At 39.8% G+C, this 17,304-nt stretch carries 14 protein-coding genes; 7 read left to right on the plus strand and 7 right to left on the minus strand.

The annotated features are described in order from the left end of the window. The first annotated feature begins 110 nt into the window (after window positions 1-110). Both EL17_RS08565 and EL17_RS08570 read left to right on the plus strand, forming a co-directional pair. The gene (locus tag EL17_RS08565; RefSeq protein WP_051719891.1) at window positions 111-1,424 is read left to right on the plus strand and encodes an NAD(P)/FAD-dependent oxidoreductase; all 1,314 of its coding nucleotides are present in this window, start codon (window positions 111-113) and stop codon (window positions 1,422-1,424) included. A 125-nt stretch (window positions 1,425-1,549) separates the two neighbouring features. After that, window positions 1,550-2,485, plus strand: coding sequence for an aldo/keto reductase (locus EL17_RS08570; protein ID WP_035072663.1), 936 nt, complete (start codon window positions 1,550-1,552; stop codon window positions 2,483-2,485). A gap of 212 nt (window positions 2,486-2,697) precedes the next feature. On the opposite strand, the gene EL17_RS08575 is transcribed toward EL17_RS08570, so the two are convergent. After that, window positions 2,698-4,875 carry a B12-binding domain-containing radical SAM protein gene (locus tag EL17_RS08575; RefSeq protein ID WP_035072665.1) on the minus strand — a complete coding sequence of 726 codons (2,178 nt, stop codon included), beginning with the start codon at window positions 4,873-4,875 and terminating at the stop codon, window positions 2,698-2,700. A gap of 220 nt (window positions 4,876-5,095) precedes the next feature. Further along, the gene (locus EL17_RS08580; RefSeq protein ID WP_035072667.1) at window positions 5,096-5,803 is read right to left on the minus strand and encodes a hypothetical protein; all 708 of its coding nucleotides are present in this window, start codon (window positions 5,801-5,803) and stop codon (window positions 5,096-5,098) included. Between the two features lie 242 nt (window positions 5,804-6,045). On the opposite strand from EL17_RS08580, the gene EL17_RS08585 reads away from it, so the two are divergent. The 3 genes from EL17_RS08585 (at window position 6,046) to EL17_RS08595 (ending at window position 7,851) form a co-directional block, all read left to right on the plus strand. Next, on the plus strand, window positions 6,046-6,570 hold the full coding sequence (locus EL17_RS08585; RefSeq protein WP_035072669.1) for a HEAT repeat domain-containing protein: 525 nt from the start codon (window positions 6,046-6,048) through the stop codon (window positions 6,568-6,570). An 85-nt stretch (window positions 6,571-6,655) separates the two neighbouring features. Then, window positions 6,656-7,258, plus strand: a complete 603-nt coding sequence (locus EL17_RS08590; RefSeq protein ID WP_035072671.1) for a hypothetical protein — start codon at window positions 6,656-6,658, stop codon at window positions 7,256-7,258. Window positions 7,259-7,620: 362 nt separating this feature from the next. Further along, window positions 7,621-7,851 (plus strand): VF530 family protein, encoded by a 231-nt coding sequence (locus EL17_RS08595; protein WP_035072673.1) that lies wholly within the window; start codon window positions 7,621-7,623, stop codon window positions 7,849-7,851. A 227-nt stretch (window positions 7,852-8,078) separates the two neighbouring features. On the opposite strand, the gene EL17_RS24010 is transcribed toward EL17_RS08595, so the two are convergent. From EL17_RS24010 to EL17_RS08620, 5 genes are all read right to left on the minus strand, one after another. Further along, window positions 8,079-8,462: a hypothetical protein gene (locus EL17_RS24010; RefSeq protein WP_240485956.1), complete on the minus strand. Its 384-nt coding sequence runs from the start codon at window positions 8,460-8,462 to the stop codon at window positions 8,079-8,081. Window positions 8,463-8,791: 329 nt separating this feature from the next. Further along, entirely contained in the window at window positions 8,792-11,269 is a 2,478-nt protein-coding gene (hrpB, locus tag EL17_RS08605) for an ATP-dependent helicase HrpB (protein WP_035072675.1), read from the minus strand. Between the two features lie 117 nt (window positions 11,270-11,386). Continuing rightward, window positions 11,387-12,025 carry a DUF2911 domain-containing protein gene (locus EL17_RS08610; protein ID WP_240485957.1) on the minus strand — a complete coding sequence of 213 codons (639 nt, stop codon included), beginning with the start codon at window positions 12,023-12,025 and terminating at the stop codon, window positions 11,387-11,389. Between the two features lie 253 nt (window positions 12,026-12,278). After that, window positions 12,279-12,791 carry a DUF2911 domain-containing protein gene (locus EL17_RS08615; protein WP_035072677.1) on the minus strand — a complete coding sequence of 171 codons (513 nt, stop codon included), beginning with the start codon at window positions 12,789-12,791 and terminating at the stop codon, window positions 12,279-12,281. A 193-nt stretch (window positions 12,792-12,984) separates the two neighbouring features. Beyond that, a complete protein-coding gene (locus EL17_RS08620) occupies window positions 12,985-14,130 on the minus strand; it encodes a Gfo/Idh/MocA family protein (RefSeq protein ID WP_035072679.1) in 1,146 nt (381 codons plus the stop codon). A 532-nt stretch (window positions 14,131-14,662) separates the two neighbouring features. On the opposite strand from EL17_RS08620, the gene EL17_RS08625 reads away from it, so the two are divergent. Both EL17_RS08625 and EL17_RS08630 read left to right on the plus strand, forming a co-directional pair. Continuing rightward, on the plus strand, window positions 14,663-15,121 hold the full coding sequence (locus EL17_RS08625) for a (2Fe-2S)-binding protein (RefSeq protein ID WP_035072681.1): 459 nt from the start codon (window positions 14,663-14,665) through the stop codon (window positions 15,119-15,121). A 2-nt stretch (window positions 15,122-15,123) separates the two neighbouring features. Next, a complete protein-coding gene (locus EL17_RS08630) occupies window positions 15,124-17,286 on the plus strand; it encodes a xanthine dehydrogenase family protein molybdopterin-binding subunit (protein ID WP_035072683.1) in 2,163 nt (720 codons plus the stop codon). The last annotated feature ends 18 nt before the right edge of the window (window positions 17,287-17,304 follow it).

Consider the following 17,304-nt stretch of genomic DNA (forward strand, 5'->3'; position numbering starts at 1 on the left):
GAAATAAGTTGTTTTGCTTAAGTCAAATTATACTTAAAGCTAAGTTTCGATTTAGATAATTAAACAATTTTTTATTTAATAGGTAATATAAAAAAATAATCCATTTAATAATGAACGATAAAAAAGTTTACATCATCGGTGCGGGAATATCTGGTCTGGTCGCAGCATATGAATTGGAAGCAGTAGGATACAGGCCGGTCATATTGGAGGCTTCTTCTTCGATAGGGGGGCGTTTGAAAACTGATGTAAAAGATGGTTATCTCTTGGATAGGGGATTCCAGATTTTTTTGACAGGATATCGTGAAGCTAAAAAGTATCTGAATTATGATACATTAAATCTGAAATATTTTGACGGGGATATGGTTATATTAAGGACAGATGGAACCATACATGTCACCGATCCACTTAAAAATCCTGCTGGCATAATATCTATGGCCTTCTCCAAGGTGGGAAATATAAAAGATAAAATAAAACTGCTTCAGATGGTCACAAGTGTATTAAGCAAATCTGATGAAGAAATATTTTCCCAGCCTGATCTTACTACAGAGGAGTTCTTTTTAGCAAAAGGTTTCTCTCCTGAAATTATCTTTAATTTCCTAAATCCACTTTACCGAGGCATATTCCTAGAAGAGAAGTTGACCACTTCCTCAAACATGTTTGAATTTGTATTTAAAATGTTTAATAAAGGTAAGGCTGCTGTACCTGAATTAGGGATGCAGGAAATCCCTAACCAACTATACAGCAGGTTAAAACAAACAGAACTTAGGCTAAATACAAAAGTAATTAATATCGAAGGTAAAAAAATAACCATCGAAAATGAAGATGCTATAGATGCGGATGAGATCATATGTGCCTGTAAACCAGATTACCTCGGTGATGAATTAAAAAATAAATTTATAAATTATCACGATGGAAAATACAATCAGGTAACTAATATATATTATGCTATACAGCGCTCTTTCATAGCGCAACCTATCATAGGTTTAGTACCGGGTGAGAATTTCCTGATCAATAATCTACATTTCCCCACTGATATCAGTGCAGCTTATTCTACCACCGGGAAAGCACTTCTGTCTGTATCCATAGTTAATGATGTAAGTACTATTAATGATCTGGAAGAAACCATAGCAGATGAATTACAACAATTATCGGGTGTAGACTCACGATATTTTGAACATATCCATACTTATAAAATAAAAAAAGCACTTCCGAAAATCGTATCCCCTACGTATGATTTCATTCCTACCCAAGTTCAATTGGATAAACATATCTATTTGGCGGGAGACCATTTGGTAAATGCTTCGCTAAATGGTGCCATGATTTCAGGAAGGAGAGCAGCTGAAGCCATTATTCTCAATGACAGTGTAGGTAAACCTGAATATTTGGGTCCTATAAGCACATCGGGCATGGAGGTGCAAAGTTAATATGTAAATGACGAATTTATATTCATAAATAAAATAGTATCCAGAACGGTAGACCAACTGCAAATACCGCTTTCTGGGCTAACAAATTTTTCAAATATCTACACATACCACACAACCTTATACTAATGAACACTGTAAAATTTGAAAATGGTGACGAAATGCCTAAAATAGGCTTGGGAACATGGAAAGCTAAGCCTGGGGAAGTTTACGAGGCAGTGATCTGTGCCATAGAAACCGGATATCGGCACATAGACTGTGCCCCTATATATAATAATGAAAAGGAAGTAGGTCAGGCTATAGCAAAAGCTATCGATGAGGGGATGGTAAAAAGGGAAGATTTGTTTATCACCTCAAAATTATGGAACAATGCCCATAAGAAAGCAGATGTGATTCCGGCATTGAAAAACTCTTTAAAAGACCTTCAGCTTGGCTATGTTGACTTATATCTTATTCATTGGCCGATCGCCCAAAAACCGGAAAAGATAAACATTACCAGTCCAGATGATTTTATATCATTACAGGAAATCCCCATTTTAAAGACTTGGGAAGGAATGGAGGAAGCCCTTAACGAAGGACTTACCTATCATATTGGCGTATCTAATTTTAATATTCATAAGTTAAATGAAATAATTGACCACGCGGAATTTCCCCCAGAAATGAATCAGATTGAGCTGCATCCTATGTTGCCTCAAAATGAATTGGTGGAGTATTGCCATGAAAATGGTATACAGGTAACAGGATATGCCCCGCTGGGCAGTTATGATCCTTCTAAAAAAGACAGACCTAATCTTATTGAAGACAATATAGTAAAAAGGATAGCCCACAAGCACGGTGTAACTTCAGCTCAGATCCTATTGGCCTGGGGTATGTGCAGAAATACGGTTGTAATCCCAAAGTCAGTTAATAAAGAAAGAATTAAAGAAAATTATGATAGCATCTATGTTAAACTCGAAGAGGTAGACATGGAATTACTTGCAGATCTTGAAGGCCCGCACAGATTTGTGGATGGCACATTATGGACCATTGACGGAAGTCCCTATAGTTTAGATGATTTGTGGTAGAATTAAACTGTTTATTGAAAGAAAGAATTATTATTGAGTTTTTGGATTTTTAATTCTGGTATCAATTAAGTATGTAATATGACGGGAAATTTCATTTCCTGTCATATTTTTTTCATCCTTCTACTGGTAATGCACTTTGATAAAGGTAAGTTTTCTGACCCAATTTCGAATTAATAGCCATGAATTCTTTCACAAATAAAAAAAATATAAAATTAAACCATCAGCAATCCTTCATGCTTCAGTCTTATCCACAAAGATGTTTGAAGAAATGCCTCAAAATCATTAAATCCCAATAGCTCATATTTCTCTTTAATCTGAATCATCGTTAGGTTGTTTGACTTGTTTTCAAGTTTTTCTACAAATAGCCATTTAATGAAAGGTAGCAGGTTTTTAGTAAATTTGATTTCAATTGAAGTGGATTTGTTTTCAATGTACAATAGGATTTTATCAGATTTTTTTCCCTGGGATATAAACTCTGGGGCATTACCAAGCCAAATTAGTTTAGTGCTCTCCTTAACCTTTGCCGCCGGTTCATTCAATATAGCATTTTCAATGAAATTTTTTTTAACGGAAGTTTTCGGAACTTCAAAATCAAACCATTCCTGCAGGTCATATTCAAATCCTATTCCGTGCATATAGTTGAACAGCGCTTTCTTCAGTCCATCGCTGAACCATTCATGCTCTGTTCCCTCAGGATCATCATGAATTAGGTCATTATCTGCAAATAGCCCCTGTACCGGACCGCTTTTGGTTACGCCAAATTTCTCCGGAGCCATTCCCACCGGGCTGTGTGCCGTCATCGCAAATAAATGCCAGAAAGCGGACTGAAGCACATTATTATAAAAGAGCTGGCGTACCATTTCTAAGCTATCGATGGTTTCTTCTGCACTTTGAGTGGGAAAACCGTACATGAGATAGGCATGCACCATTATACCAGACTGTGTAAAGTTATGCGCCACACGTGCTACCTGCGCTACGGTGACTCCCTTCTGCATCAGGTGCAGCAAGCGGTCGGATGCGACTTCCAATCCACCAGAAACAGCTATACAGCCTGATGCTTTTAATAGCCTGCAAAGATCATAGGTAAACCTTTCTTCAAATCGTATATTAGTCCACCAGGTGATTTTTAAGTCTCTTCTCAGTAATTCTATGGCCAGCTCACGCATCAGGGCAGGAGGGGCGGCTTCATCCACAAAATGGAAGCCGGTCTGTTTGGTCTGGCTAATCAGTTCTTCTATCCGGTCACAGATAAGACTCGCACTTATAGGTTCGTAATTCTTAATATAATCAAGGGAGATGTCACAGAAGGTACACTTCTTCCAGTAACAGCCGTGTGCCATGGTTAATTTATTCCATCGGCCATCTGACCATAAACGGTGCATAGGATTGACTATCTCTATTACAGACAGGTAATCTTGGATAGGTAGGCCGGTGTAGTCAGGAGTGCCTACTTTACTGAAAGGAATATCCTGATGGATGCCACGTTGGTATACCACTTCCCCACCTTCGAGATAAAAAGTCCGTTTTAAGCTTCCTTTAGGAAGTTTTCCATCGAGGTGGTCAAAAAGGTTCATCAAGGGTTTTTCGCCATCATCTAGGGTGATATAATCTATGTACTTGAATATCCTTGGTTCCTTTAACGAACGGAGTTCTGTATTCGGATAACCTCCTCCCATAATCACTTTGATGTGGGGTTGGTTTTCTTTTATATATTTTCCACACCGCAGTGCCCCATATAGGTTGCCTGGAAAGGGGACAGTTAGACAAACTATAGTTACATTTTCCAATTTTGGAGCTAAAAGTTTAAAAAGTATGTGGTCTATATATGAGGGGGCTGCCTCCAAAGCTTGGTAGAGTGGTTCAAAGTCGGTGGCGGACCTACCGAGCCTTTCGGCGTATCTACTAAATCCAAAATGTGAATCCACTGCTTCCTGAATCAGGTCAGAAAGATCTTCCAGATAAAGAGTGGCAAGGTGTCTGGCCCTGTCCTGAATGCCCATGGTTCCAAAAGCCCAATCCAGGTCCTCAAGTTGCTCAAACCTTCTGGCCTGTGGTAAAAAATCTTCATCACAGATATTGTATGCCAAAGTAGGGTTGCGGTACTGAAGGAACTTAATAACTGCATCTATAGTATTGAGATAGTCTTTTTGCAATTTTATTATACGCTGGCTATTTTTAGATAACTTTGTATTTGATTGACTGCCAATACTTTCAAATAAGGAAATTAAACCTTTGCGAGAAAACAAATGTAAAATTATTTCTATTCCTAAATCTGCCTGGTCTGAAGATAGTTCCAGAGAATTGATAAAGCCCTTCAGGTACGCAGTAGCAGGATAGGGGGTATTGAGCTGGGTGAAGGGGGGAGTAAGGAGGAGGATATGCTGGTTCACAAAATTTTATCTTTGCACAAATTTCGCCAAGGTTTATCCATTATCCAAATAGAGTGTATGTCCATTTCTTTAATTAACAGTTATTACTACCGGAAAGTAGCTTAATAGTATGTTAAGTGGATACAAAGTAAGTCCACAGGAGACGGTTGGCAGTCGACTTTGAACGATTTCAGCTCTTAATCATAATATTGACAAAGTTGAACCACAGTCAGAAAATTATTCACCAATCATCTGTATCCACATCTGCATCAGTCTCTGTAATCTTATTGACAAATTGATCAAAGAGTACCTCACCCGAATCTGAGGATTTTAATTCCCCTTTCTTCAGGAATTCATTTACTTCTAAGAGGGCTTCATAAGTTGGATTCTGGACATGCTTGGGTATTTTCAATATCCTGCGATCATTTTTATCGAAGGCTGTTGCTGTTTTAGAGCCGAATAGATAAGGTATGAGGGTGGTGGCACAGCTGATCCCTATTCTATCAATCCTGTGCATGGAAAAGTATCCCTGCATCCTGATGTTAATATCTTCAAAAAAATCCAGTGTCTCGGCTAATCGGACCCGTGAACCGGCGCGGCTTTTTCCTTTGGTTTTTAGATGTTTAATCTGACTTGTTCCCTGCTTTTTTCTAACCATATAAGCACGAAATACCTTATGGTCCAGATTAACCCCTCGCTCAAAATATCCTATAGATGCAATACCAGACCGTATCATCAGCAATACGTAATTCACACCCTCTTCACCGATTAATCTACCATGCTTATCCAGCTCATAAGTAATGGGCAATCTAAGCTGCAATATAGCTTCCTGATCTTTGTAGATTACCCATTTGTTTTTATCAGGTATGAAAGTTTTATCGAATTCGCCATTTTCTAGATGATTCAATAAAATCAAACATTGACTATTGCTTATAATCTTATTCTTCATAAAGAAAGTCTTTAGCCTCAGAATTTAAAGGTTGCTTTACTGTTTTGCACTGTGTTATATTAAAATTTTATTATAAATATACAGGTCATATACTGTCTAATGTGTGGATTTTTCCTACTACTGAAACAGTTTTAGAATATTAAACTACTTCTTTGATCGCTGTGTTTTCTAACGATCAATTTGGTTAAAAAAATTATCAATCATTAGCTTATATTTGTAAAACTACACCAGAAATTATAGTAATGGATAATAATACAGAAAATCTGTTTGCCAAAATGTGTGACAAGCAGGAAGAGGAAGCCTTTAAGTATGCCGATAAGCTGGCGGAAATAGGGGGCGATGAAATTTTAAATAAGTTGATCGAACTCGTAAAAAGTGATGATATAGAATGTGTACACCTGGCTGCGCGTGCACTGGCAAATATTGATAACAACCAGTCAGCCTTGGATACGATTATGGAAGCCATCCACGATAATCGAAACCGCCATCAAAATGGGGCATTGGTACAGGCTCTGGAAGGATTTGACTTAAGTTTAAAATTCGTTGATATTTTTAGAATATATCTGTTTGGTAATTTCAAATCATCCTTACTTGCCAAAGAATACCTAGATTATGTAGAATTTGATGTAACCCCCAGGGTAATCAAAAAGGTTGAGAAACACTGGAAACACTTTATCAACAACAGCAAAAATGATGAGGGGTTTGAAATCAAGAAAGCAGAGGTGGAAGAGATTCTTTCTGAAATAAAGGCCATGTTTGAAGAATAAGGCAGAGCTGATAACTCAGTTTATATCTAGTTTTCTATCTTTATTATAATTAAATTAAGTACAGGTACACTAATTATATTAGGATATGAAAACTTATATTATTGTTATGTTAACACTTCTGATGGTACACGAGGGGAATGCCCAAAACAAAATTCCTTCCAGAGATGTACAGATCAAAATTGCAAAGATGGCAGCACCGCAACAGTTCAAAGATGGAGCGACGGTATATGGATATAGTGAGAAAGGGGAGTGGACCCTACTGAAGGAAGGCAACAATGATATGATATGCATTTCTGATGATCCACAGTCTGCAGGGCTTAATGTTTCCTGTTACCATAAGGACCTCGATACTTTTATGGAAAGAGGACGGGAATTAAAGAAAGAAGGCAAAACTTTTAGGGAAATATTTGATATAAGGGAGGAAGAAGCCAAGTCAGGTAAGCTTAAAATGCCCAAAGACGGAGTCACACTTTTTGTGTACGCTGCAGATGAAGATGATTTTAATCCCGCAACTGGGGAAGTTATAAATGGACAATTCAGGTATGTAGTTTACATCCCCTACGCTACGGTAGAAAGTACAGGCTTACCATTAAGTCCTGAAGCACCCGGTATGCCCTGGATAATGGATCCTGAAACCCATAGGGCCCATATCATGATTACTCCGCCAAAAAACAGTAATAGTAACTAAAAAAAACCGGTGCACTGAATAGTGCACCGGTTTATAATCCATCAGCTTGATTTTTTCTTATCATCCTGTTTGGCCTTTTTGGCCAACCTTTTTTCCTTCAGGTTTTTGGCAGGTTCCTTCTTGGTTTCTTTCTTGGCACTTTTCTCCTTTGACATACAGTTCTAGATTTAGGGTGTAATTTGATAATAAGACTTTTATTAACTAAAAGATCAAATTATCATCTCTTTATTTGAGATGATTGATCAAATCCTAAGGAAATTTACTTAAGATAATTGATAAATTTCAATATAGAGAGATAAAAATTTTTAGGCTTTTATCTCATTGCAGGCCTTATTATGGCTATTAATTCATAAATTTATAATATGAAAGCAGAATCTACTCAACCTAACAATCCCCTTCACGGGATCACCCTAGAAACCATCATCAAGGAGCTGGTTGGAAACTATGGCTGGAAAGATCTAGGCCAAAGGATCGATATACGCTGTTTTAATGATAACCCTAGTGTAAAGTCCAGCTTGACATTTCTCCGAAAAACTCCCTGGGCAAGGGAAAAGGTTGAAGCCCTTTACTTGAAAATGGTGAAAAGTAGGTGAGCTATCTACATGAACGAAATGAGCTATTACCTGATTGAAAAAAAACTTTGTAAAAAGGGTTTTTAGTTTTAAGAAGGTTTTGTAATGTTTACAGCTTTGCATGAATGATCTGCCATAACCTGATTACGGAAAGTAGAAATTCATTATCTATATAAAATATATTTAAGTTAAGAACATGAGGTTTTTTTTCTGGACATAAAAAAAACCCTATCTGATAGGGTTATATATTAATCTTTATCACTGTTTCTGCGAGAATCACTATCTCTGCTTGGACGATTTTCTCTTGTATCCCTAGCGTCCCTCTCTCTTGCCCCACCTTCTCTGGAAGTAGGGGTGGGTCTAGCAGCTGTACGCAAAGTTCTCTCATCTCCTTTTACGTGAGCTTCCCTTCTTGGTGCTTTGGATTTATCATCTTTGGACACAGGCTTAGGCTCTTCAGGAGGAGTATCGGAGATATTGCCAAACTCATCTACGTAAGCAATCATGTCTTCCAGCTTCCCACTGGATTCCTGACCTTTTCTTTCGAGACGGTTTTCAAATTTTTCTTTTCTCTTCTTTGCTTTTTTGTCTGCTTTTTGTTTTTTTATAAAACTATTGTTCGATCTTCCCATATAAGTGGTTTTAGTTATACATCCTCAAGGTATTCAGAGCTGTGACATTAAATCTAAATGATGATATAATAGATAAGAGGCTAGTATTCACCTCTCTACATACAACATTCAAAAAATAGAATCTAAGGGGACAATAGAGAATTTCCAGAAAGAAATACCTTGAAATTTTTTACAATGACAAATGTCGCCATTTTTAGGGAAATTAACTAATAATAATAGGATTAGTTGGGGGCTAATATTGAAAAAACTGAGGCCTAATTCCTAATATATCCTAACTTTTTTGCTAAAGATTTCGTTTAAATTTTGAATTTATGTCAAAATCTTTAAATTTATTTCTTATTTACTCCTCTTATTGCCACCGCCTTATAGGGATCTTCAGGCCAAGAATGCTTAGGGTATCTTCGCTTTAGTTCTTTTTTTACTTCAAAGTAAGTGTTTTGCCAAAAACTTCTTAAATCTGAGGTTACTTGTACCGGTTTAAAACCTGGCGATAGCAAATGCATCACTACAGGATTTTTTCCTCTATTTATTTTGGGTGTTTCCATCATGCCAAATACTTCCTGAAGACGGACAGCCAGTACCGGACGTTCCCCGTCAGGCATGTATTTGATTACTATTTGGGAGCCACTGGGCACCTCAGTTTTTGCCGGTGCCAAATCGTTCAGCATAGTCTGCTGTTCATAGGTAAGCATACCGTTGAGAATCGTAACCAAGTCCAATCTTTTGAGATCATCAGCAGATTTGACTCCGATGAGGTAAGGGGCTAGCCATTGCTCATTAGTCTGCAGGAGGGAGGTAGTGCTGACATCTGGCCAATCTTCTGCGGGATTCCAAATCCGTAAACTATTAATCCTATTTTGCCATTGGATGACCCTTTCATTAAAATCCAGGAGATAGACTCCTTCAGATCTGATGGCTTGACTGATAGCAGAAACCTTTTGGGATTCATCAGGAGCTGGCAGAGGTTTGGACTGAAGTATTATTCCGCCGATTCTCAATTCCCTTTTGGCTATAAGACCAGCCTTTTTTGTATCCCATAAAATAGTATCCTTTTCCTTTACCATAGGAGCAAGGTCTTTTGGGTTGATAGGTGCCGCCAGGAAAATCTTACCCATGCCATCTCTGGCATCGACATGTGCCACCGCTAGCCATGGCTCATGTGCCAGATCATCTTTATGCCCGATCATAGCCAGCTTTCCATTAGATAACTGAAACTGAGCATTGTTTCCAGGCCTCGCGCATGCGATCCGCTCCGGATATGCATAAGCCAGTAGCACACCCGTCTCATATACATCAAAGAATGCATTATCCTCTTCTATACCAAATATCCTGCGATAGCTGGCTGCTACTGTTTCTATTTTCCTAAATCTCCCATGGACATTTTTAGCCTTTCGAAGCCTTCGCAGTTCTTCTATACGTATATTTAAATCCACTCCGGCACCTTTCTCCATTGGATCCTTTTCTTCCAATATACCTGCTATATCAATAGCTAAGTGAAGGGTGCCCTGTTCTTTTGATCTTATCAACATATGGGCGATCCTGGGATGACAGGCCAGTTGATGTATCTGATGACCATGTGGTGTAAGTTTACCCTCATCCATGGCTTCAAGGTTTTGCAGAATTTCTGCTGCCTGAGCCAAAGCGCCCTGTGAAGGAGGGTTTAGCCAAGTCATCTCCGCCACGTTTTGGATGCCCCACTTGGCCATGTCCAGTACCAACGGGGCCAGGTCTGCTTCCAATATTTCAGGAGTTCTGAAAGGAGCGAGTTTCTCATGGGTAGCCTTGGTCCAAAGCCTAAAACATATCCCGGGACCAATTCTTCCAGCCCGCCCGGCTCGCTGATCTGCAGCATCTTTAGTGATCTGTATAGTTTCCAGGCGGGTTAATCCTGACTTGGGGTCAAACTTTGATGTGCGGCCATATCCGCAGTCTACCACTATGGTGACCCCCTCTATGGTTAAGCTGGTCTCCGCTATGCTGGTGGCCAGAACTACTTTTCTTTTGGTCTTATGAGGCAGGATGGCCTGCTGCTGCTTCTGAAAAGAAAGCTGACCGTATAAGGTATTTATAGCAAAATCAGGTAGTGCTGATCTTAGCATCTTTTCGCATTGAAGTATTTCACCTTGCCCCGGTAAAAAAGCCAACACATCTCCCTCGATAGTTTTTACCGCATTGATGATTGCCCTGCTGGCAGCCTCTGGAATCATATATGGATCTGTATCTTCCAGGTATTTTATATCCACAGGATATTGCTTACCTTTACTCTCTACGATATCCGCATCTAGTAACGAACTCAATTGTGGCATATCCAATGTTGCAGACATAACCAATATCCTAAGGTCTGGCCTTAGTATCTGCTGTGTTTCTCTGCATAGTGCCATGGCCACATCTGCATGGATATTTCGCTCATGAAACTCGTCAAAAATCACTAGTCCGATATCAGTGAGGGCATTATCACTGTGAAGCATGCGGGTAAGTATCCCTTCTGTCAGTACAGTAATTTTGGTATGGGCAGAGGTCCTGTTTTCGAACCTGATCATGTAGCCAATCTGCTGCCCAATGGGATCGTCCAGAAGCTGGGACATACGCATCGCTATTGATTTGGTAGCCAATCTTCTAGGCTCCAGCATCAGAATCTTTTTTCCTTCCAGCCAGGTCTCTTCCATCAGCGCCAGCGGCAGAAGAGTACTTTTGCCTGCTCCTGTTGGAGCATTGAGGATTAAAGTATTAGATATGGCTAGTTTCGCTTTTAATTCGGCGACTACTTCTACTATAGGAAGATCAAATTTGGTGTGGTCAAAAGTCAAAATAAGGGAGGTATTAATTTTAATGGTGCTAAATTAACAATTCTTTTCTGGATTGCCATATACAAAAAGAGCCGCCTATTTGAGGTAGGCGACTCCAGATCGTTGATTTAGTTTATGTTATTTGCTGATGGACATTGGGATCTGCATTTGTTCCCAAAACATAATTACTTTATTGTCTTTTACTTCATATGAAAGCCGCTCGTTCATTTTATCAGATTTTCTAGGAGTTACTTTCACCCTTATTTCATCTTGGGCTTCATCATACTGCGTTCCCCACTGACCGGTTTGTTTATTAAAAATCATGGTCCATTCTCCTTTAGTAGGAATGGCAAAAAGACTGTATTTACCTGCCTTTAATTCTTTTCCTTCTACTTTAATATCTTTATCAGTTTCAAAAATAGTGGCTTCATTAGCTCCTGCTCTCCATACTTTGTCATATGGCACCAGTCCTCCCCAAACCTCTCTGCCCTTTATAGCCGGACTGCTATAGGCAATCTTGATATTTGCATCACCAACTTTACCATCCGTAGTTCTGGCGGGACTGGGTTTTTCTTGCAATAAAATGGGAGGAGAGTAGTACCCACGGACAGTATTTTCAAATTTTTTATATTGGGGTTTTTCTGAAGCAAAATCCATTTTCCAATAAGGTACCGGATTTCCTATTCTTATATTATCAATTTGTGCCGTAGCTGAAATGACCGGTAGCAAGGTGATCAGTAAGGCTAAACCGAATAATTGTAAATTTACCTTTTTCATATTGGGTTAATTTTGGTTACAGTGGATGTTTTATGTAATATACTTATATTTAAGCCAATAATAAAATATTCTCAGCGTCTTTATCCGTTTTTATCTAACTAAAATACACTCATATATAATCCTCATAAATCATTTACAGCATACAATTGAAAAACGAATCTTCAAAGCTAAATTGTAAATCCACAATTTTTGCATAAAAAAACCACCGCTTCATAAGTTAAGCGATGGTTGAATTTTATACATGAGATTAGGCTTATTCCACTCTTACCATAGCTTTAGCCTCGGCCCATCTTACTTCAATTCCGCTGGACTTTACCTCATATACCAGTCTCTCCTCAAAGCTGCTGCTTTCCTGTGAAGCCACTTTTACCCTCAACTGGTCTTGGCTCTGATCGTACTGAGTTCCCCACTGACCGGTTTGCTTATTGAAGATGAAGGTACTTTCTCCCGCATCAGGTATTATGAAAAGACTGTATTTTCCTGCGGGGAGGGCCTGACCCTGAACGCTGACATCACTTCCAAATTCAACAATAGTAGCTTCATTGGCACCTGCTCTCCAGACTTTACCCATTGGAACTACTTCGCCCCATATTGTTCTACCTTTTACAGCCGGGCTACTATATTTGATAGTAACCTGTGTACTATTAATAGTTCCTTCTGCGGTTCTAGCAGGACTCGGCTTTTCTTCCTGTGCCATGGCCGCTATAGCAAAAAGGCTCAAAAAGGCAGATAAAATGCCGGTTTTTAATAACGATGTTTTTTTCATGAAATTATTAGTTGGTTAATAGTGAAAATATTGGCTGTAATTTAAATAATGCAATTGGTTTATAGAGTAAAATGTAGAATATGTCTGACGACCGCTCCAGTATGTAAGCTGAAACCCGTATTTAGGGATTAAAGAGCAGGAGATATAAAATGATTAGCACAACTTTATGCCTCCTGCTGCTCGCTGCCTTAACCTAAACCTTCACCCAAGCTTGCTTCCTATGGCTCTCTACGATCCTCTCACAGATCATTAATTCTCGGAGTCCATCTGCAAAGGTCGGGTAAAGTGGTGCCTCTGGTACCTTGCCCTCTTTAATGCATTGGTATACTTCCTTAAACATCTGCTTAGAGGTATCCGGAAAGCCTTCATTATGTCCACCGGGAAAGCTGATGATACCAGCTGCTTCTGGATATAATAAGGCAGGATCTTTCATCAGCTGGGCATTTGCCGTTTCCCTTTTGCCTATCCAAAGTTCGTTAGGTCTTTCTGAGTTCCATTCCAAATTAGCTTTTGATCCTGAAATCTCTATGTTCAACCTATTTTTTCTTCCAGCGGATATTTGGCTTACAGTAACAGAACCTTTTTGTCCGTTGCTAAACCTTAGCAGTACACTGGCATGGTCTTCGGTATTGATAGGGACTTCTTCATAATCAGATGCTTCCAAAATCTTACCAGTAAATGTTTCTATGGCTTTTTTTGGCTTCAGGCGGGTTTTATGGACAGTTGAAAAATCAGCCAATACCTCAGATATTTCCAAGCCTGTGACATATTCCGTTATATCTAAAAGATGAGAACCGATATCTGCAATGGCTCTTGAATCTCCTGACTTATCAGGCTCTAACCTCCAGTTATAGTCGGTCTGTAGAATCAGCCAATCCTGTAGGTATGATCCCATCACGGTATAGATATCACCAAGCTCACCTTTTTCCCTCAATGATTTCATCTGGCGTACCATCGGATAATAACGAAGGTTGAAATGGACCGCATTGATCAGTCCTTTTTCTTGGGCCAGCTTTACGAGTTCTTCGGCCTCTTCAATTTTAGTTGCAAGGGGTTTTTCACAAATGACATGTTTACCCGCATCCAGTACTGCTTTGGCCTGGGGAAAGTGGAGAAAATTAGGCGTACAGATATGTACCACATCGATTTCTTCCTGCTTAAGCATATCCTCAAAGGTATAAGCATGGGGTATGCCCAGTAAAAGGGCTTTTTCTTTGGCCAGCTCGAGGGTCACTTCACAGAGTGCATCCACTTCGACATGAGGAATTCTTCTGATGGCTTCGATATGAGCTGGGCCTATAAAGCCTGTACCGACTACGGCTACTTTAATTTTGTTCATTTTGATCTAATTAGGTTTGTTGGATTGAAATGTTAGATAAAAGCTAATTTACGGATATATGATTAGCCTCAAATGTTTTTATTAAAAGAAATTTTGAAAGAAACTTACCTCTCTTTAAATATTTATCCATTTATTGAAGAATTTTCGAATTATTTTGCCAATTACTTTACTATTTTTGTTAATCCTTCCGAATGGCTGCTGAATTCCGGAGCATACTTCCTTTGGATATTATTGGTAATACCATAGAAAACTGGCCCTTATGGTTACCCTCAGACCATATTCAAATACCTATGTCTCCTTGGGTAACCTTTTTAAATAAAAGTTACTGACCACATCTTTTGTACTTTCACATTTAGCATGACATTATGCTGTTAGGTCTTTAAGTGAGGAATTATGAGCATTTAATACTTGTTCGATGTAATTGTTTCCATTTAAAGCCCAGTACAGCAGCCAGTCAAATATTCATGCATTTATAATAAATTAAAAAGATATTTACTTATATTATCATTTTAAAACTACAATAGAAAATATAATGGCCATTTACAATCTGCGAGTCAACGGAAAAAAACATGAGGTTGAGGTAGAGGAAGATACCCCTCTGCTTTGGGTGCTGAGAGACCATCTCGGACTGGTCGGTACTAAATATTCCTGTGGCATAGCCCAATGCGGGGCCTGTATGGTTCATATTAATGGAGAGACCGTTATTTCCTGTGTGATGCCGGTATCCAATATTGGTGAGGACGAAGTGACCACAATAGAGGGACTATCTATCAATGGCGACCACCCTGTCCAAAGAGCTTGGGATGAAGTGGATGTGGCCCAGTGCGGCTACTGCCAGGCAGGTCAGATCATGAGTGCTGCAGCACTGCTTAAAAAAAATCCATCCCCATCTGACCAGGAGATAGAAAATGGAATGAACAGAAATATTTGCCGGTGCGGCACTTACCATAAAATCCGTGAGGCCGTAGCATTGGCATCTAAAATCAAATAATCATGGCCAACCTAAATAAAACAAGTAGAAGAGATTTTCTCAAAATAGCAGCAACTGCTGGAGGAGGACTGTTTATAGGTTTTTCATGGTCCAGCTGTGATTCACCTAAGATGAAGGTACTGACCAATGAAGAGGTACTAGCTCAGTCTAAACATTTTAATGGCTACCTATCGATATCTCCTTCAGGAGATATCATCATCTATTCACCGAATCCTGAACTTGGACAAAACATCAAGACATCGTTCCCCATGGTGGTGGCAGAAGAGCTGGATGCAGATTGGTCCCGTGTGAGGGTAGTGCAAGCAAACCTGGATACAGAGCATTTTGAAAGACAGGTCACCGGTGGGAGTGGGGCAATGCCCCATTCATGGGAAAGACTGAGAAAAGCAGGAGCTACTGCCAAATATCTTCTGGTGGCAGCCGCAGCCCAAAAATGGGATGTAGAAGCCAGCACTTTATTAACCTCCAATGGTATGGTTACACATAGGGAAAGTGGTAAGACCATCAGCTATGGTGATTTAGTTGAAGATGCCTCGCAAATCGATGCACCCGAAGAGGTGATCCTTAAGGAATCCAAAGACTTTAAACTCATCGGGACCCCCGTCAAAAATGTAGACAATCCCTCCATGTTTACCGGTAAGCCTTTATATGGACTGGACTTTTACCGCCAGGGAATGCTTAATGCCATGATACAGCGTGCCCCGTTTGGCATGAAAATCAAATCTGTAGATGACTCCGAAGCCAAAGCCGTAAAAGGCGTGGATGATGTCGTGGTTTTTAATAACAATGTAGCTGTGGTTGGAAAAACTACTTGGCCATTGATGAAAGCAAAAAGGCTATTGAAGATAAGCTATGAACCGGACGGGCTGGTAGAAAGCACCGAGGACCATGATCGGTTATTTAAAGAAATGCTGGATAGCAAAGAAGCCACTTCTATGAGAAAGGATGGAGATGTGGACAAAGCATTCAGAAACGCTGCGCAGATAGTCACCAGCGAATATCAATGCCCTTTCCTTTCGCATTCTCCGATGGAGCCGATGAACTTCTTTGCCCATGTGAAAAATGGATCGGCAGAATTGGTAGGACCTACCCAGACACCGGAAAGAGCCAGAATGGAAACTGCAAAACTGTTGGGGATAGAACCGGAAAACGTTACGGTGCAGATCACCCGGCTGGGAGGCGGCTTTGGCCGTAGACTGGCAGCTGATTTTGTAATAGAAGCAGTAGAACTTTCAAGGTTGCTCAATGCACCTGTAAAGCTCACATGGAGTCGGGAAGATGATATGACTGGGGGTGCTTACAGACCTGCGGTGCGGTATCGGTTCCAAGCCTCACTGGATGCAGGTGGCAATATGACGGGTTATAAATTAAGAGGGGCAGGTATCAATGCCGGAAATTCGACCCGTCAGGATAATTTTCCTTCAGGATGTGTCGATAATCTGCTTATAGACACCATTGAACATAAATCACCTATAACTACTAATCCTTGGAGGGCTCCGATTACCAATTTTCTGGCTTATGCAGAACAGGCATTTTTAGATGAAGTAGCGTATACTGCAGGTAAGGATCCAGTTCAGTTTAGATTAGATTTATTGAATAAAGGTAAAAGGTCTCCGGTAGGAGACGTGAATTATGATATAGACAGAATGATAGGTGTCATTGAGATGGCAGCTGATAAATCAAACTGGGGTCAAAAATCAAATGTTAAACAAGGATTTAGCGTATATTTCTCCCATAGATCCTATGTGGCCCAAGTGGCGGATATCGAAATGGACAACAATGAGCCCGTATTGAAAAAGATTACTGCTGTAACTGACTGCGGAATAGTTGTGAATCCGACCGGAGCCAATCACCAAGTTCGAGGCGGTATAGTAGACGGTATGGGCCATGCCATGTTTGGTAATCTTACATTTGAGAATGGTGTGTCCAAACAGAAAAACTTTGATACCTATAGGCTGATCAGAATGAAAGAGGTACCTGAAATAGATGTTCACTATGTAAACAATGGCATCGATCCCACCGGTCTGGGTGAACCGGCCCTTCCACCTACGGGAGGAGCGATTGCCAATGCCATCTTTCAGGCTACTGGGAAAAGACTCCGCAGCCAACCGTTTATTGAGCAAATGGAGTTTCCTGATACTAAGATGAGAATAGGTAGGTCCTAATGATGGATAGTTGATGTT

It is taken from the genome of Anditalea andensis (assembly GCF_000714815.1).
GTDB lineage: Bacteria > Bacteroidota > Bacteroidia > Cytophagales > Cyclobacteriaceae > Anditalea > Anditalea andensis.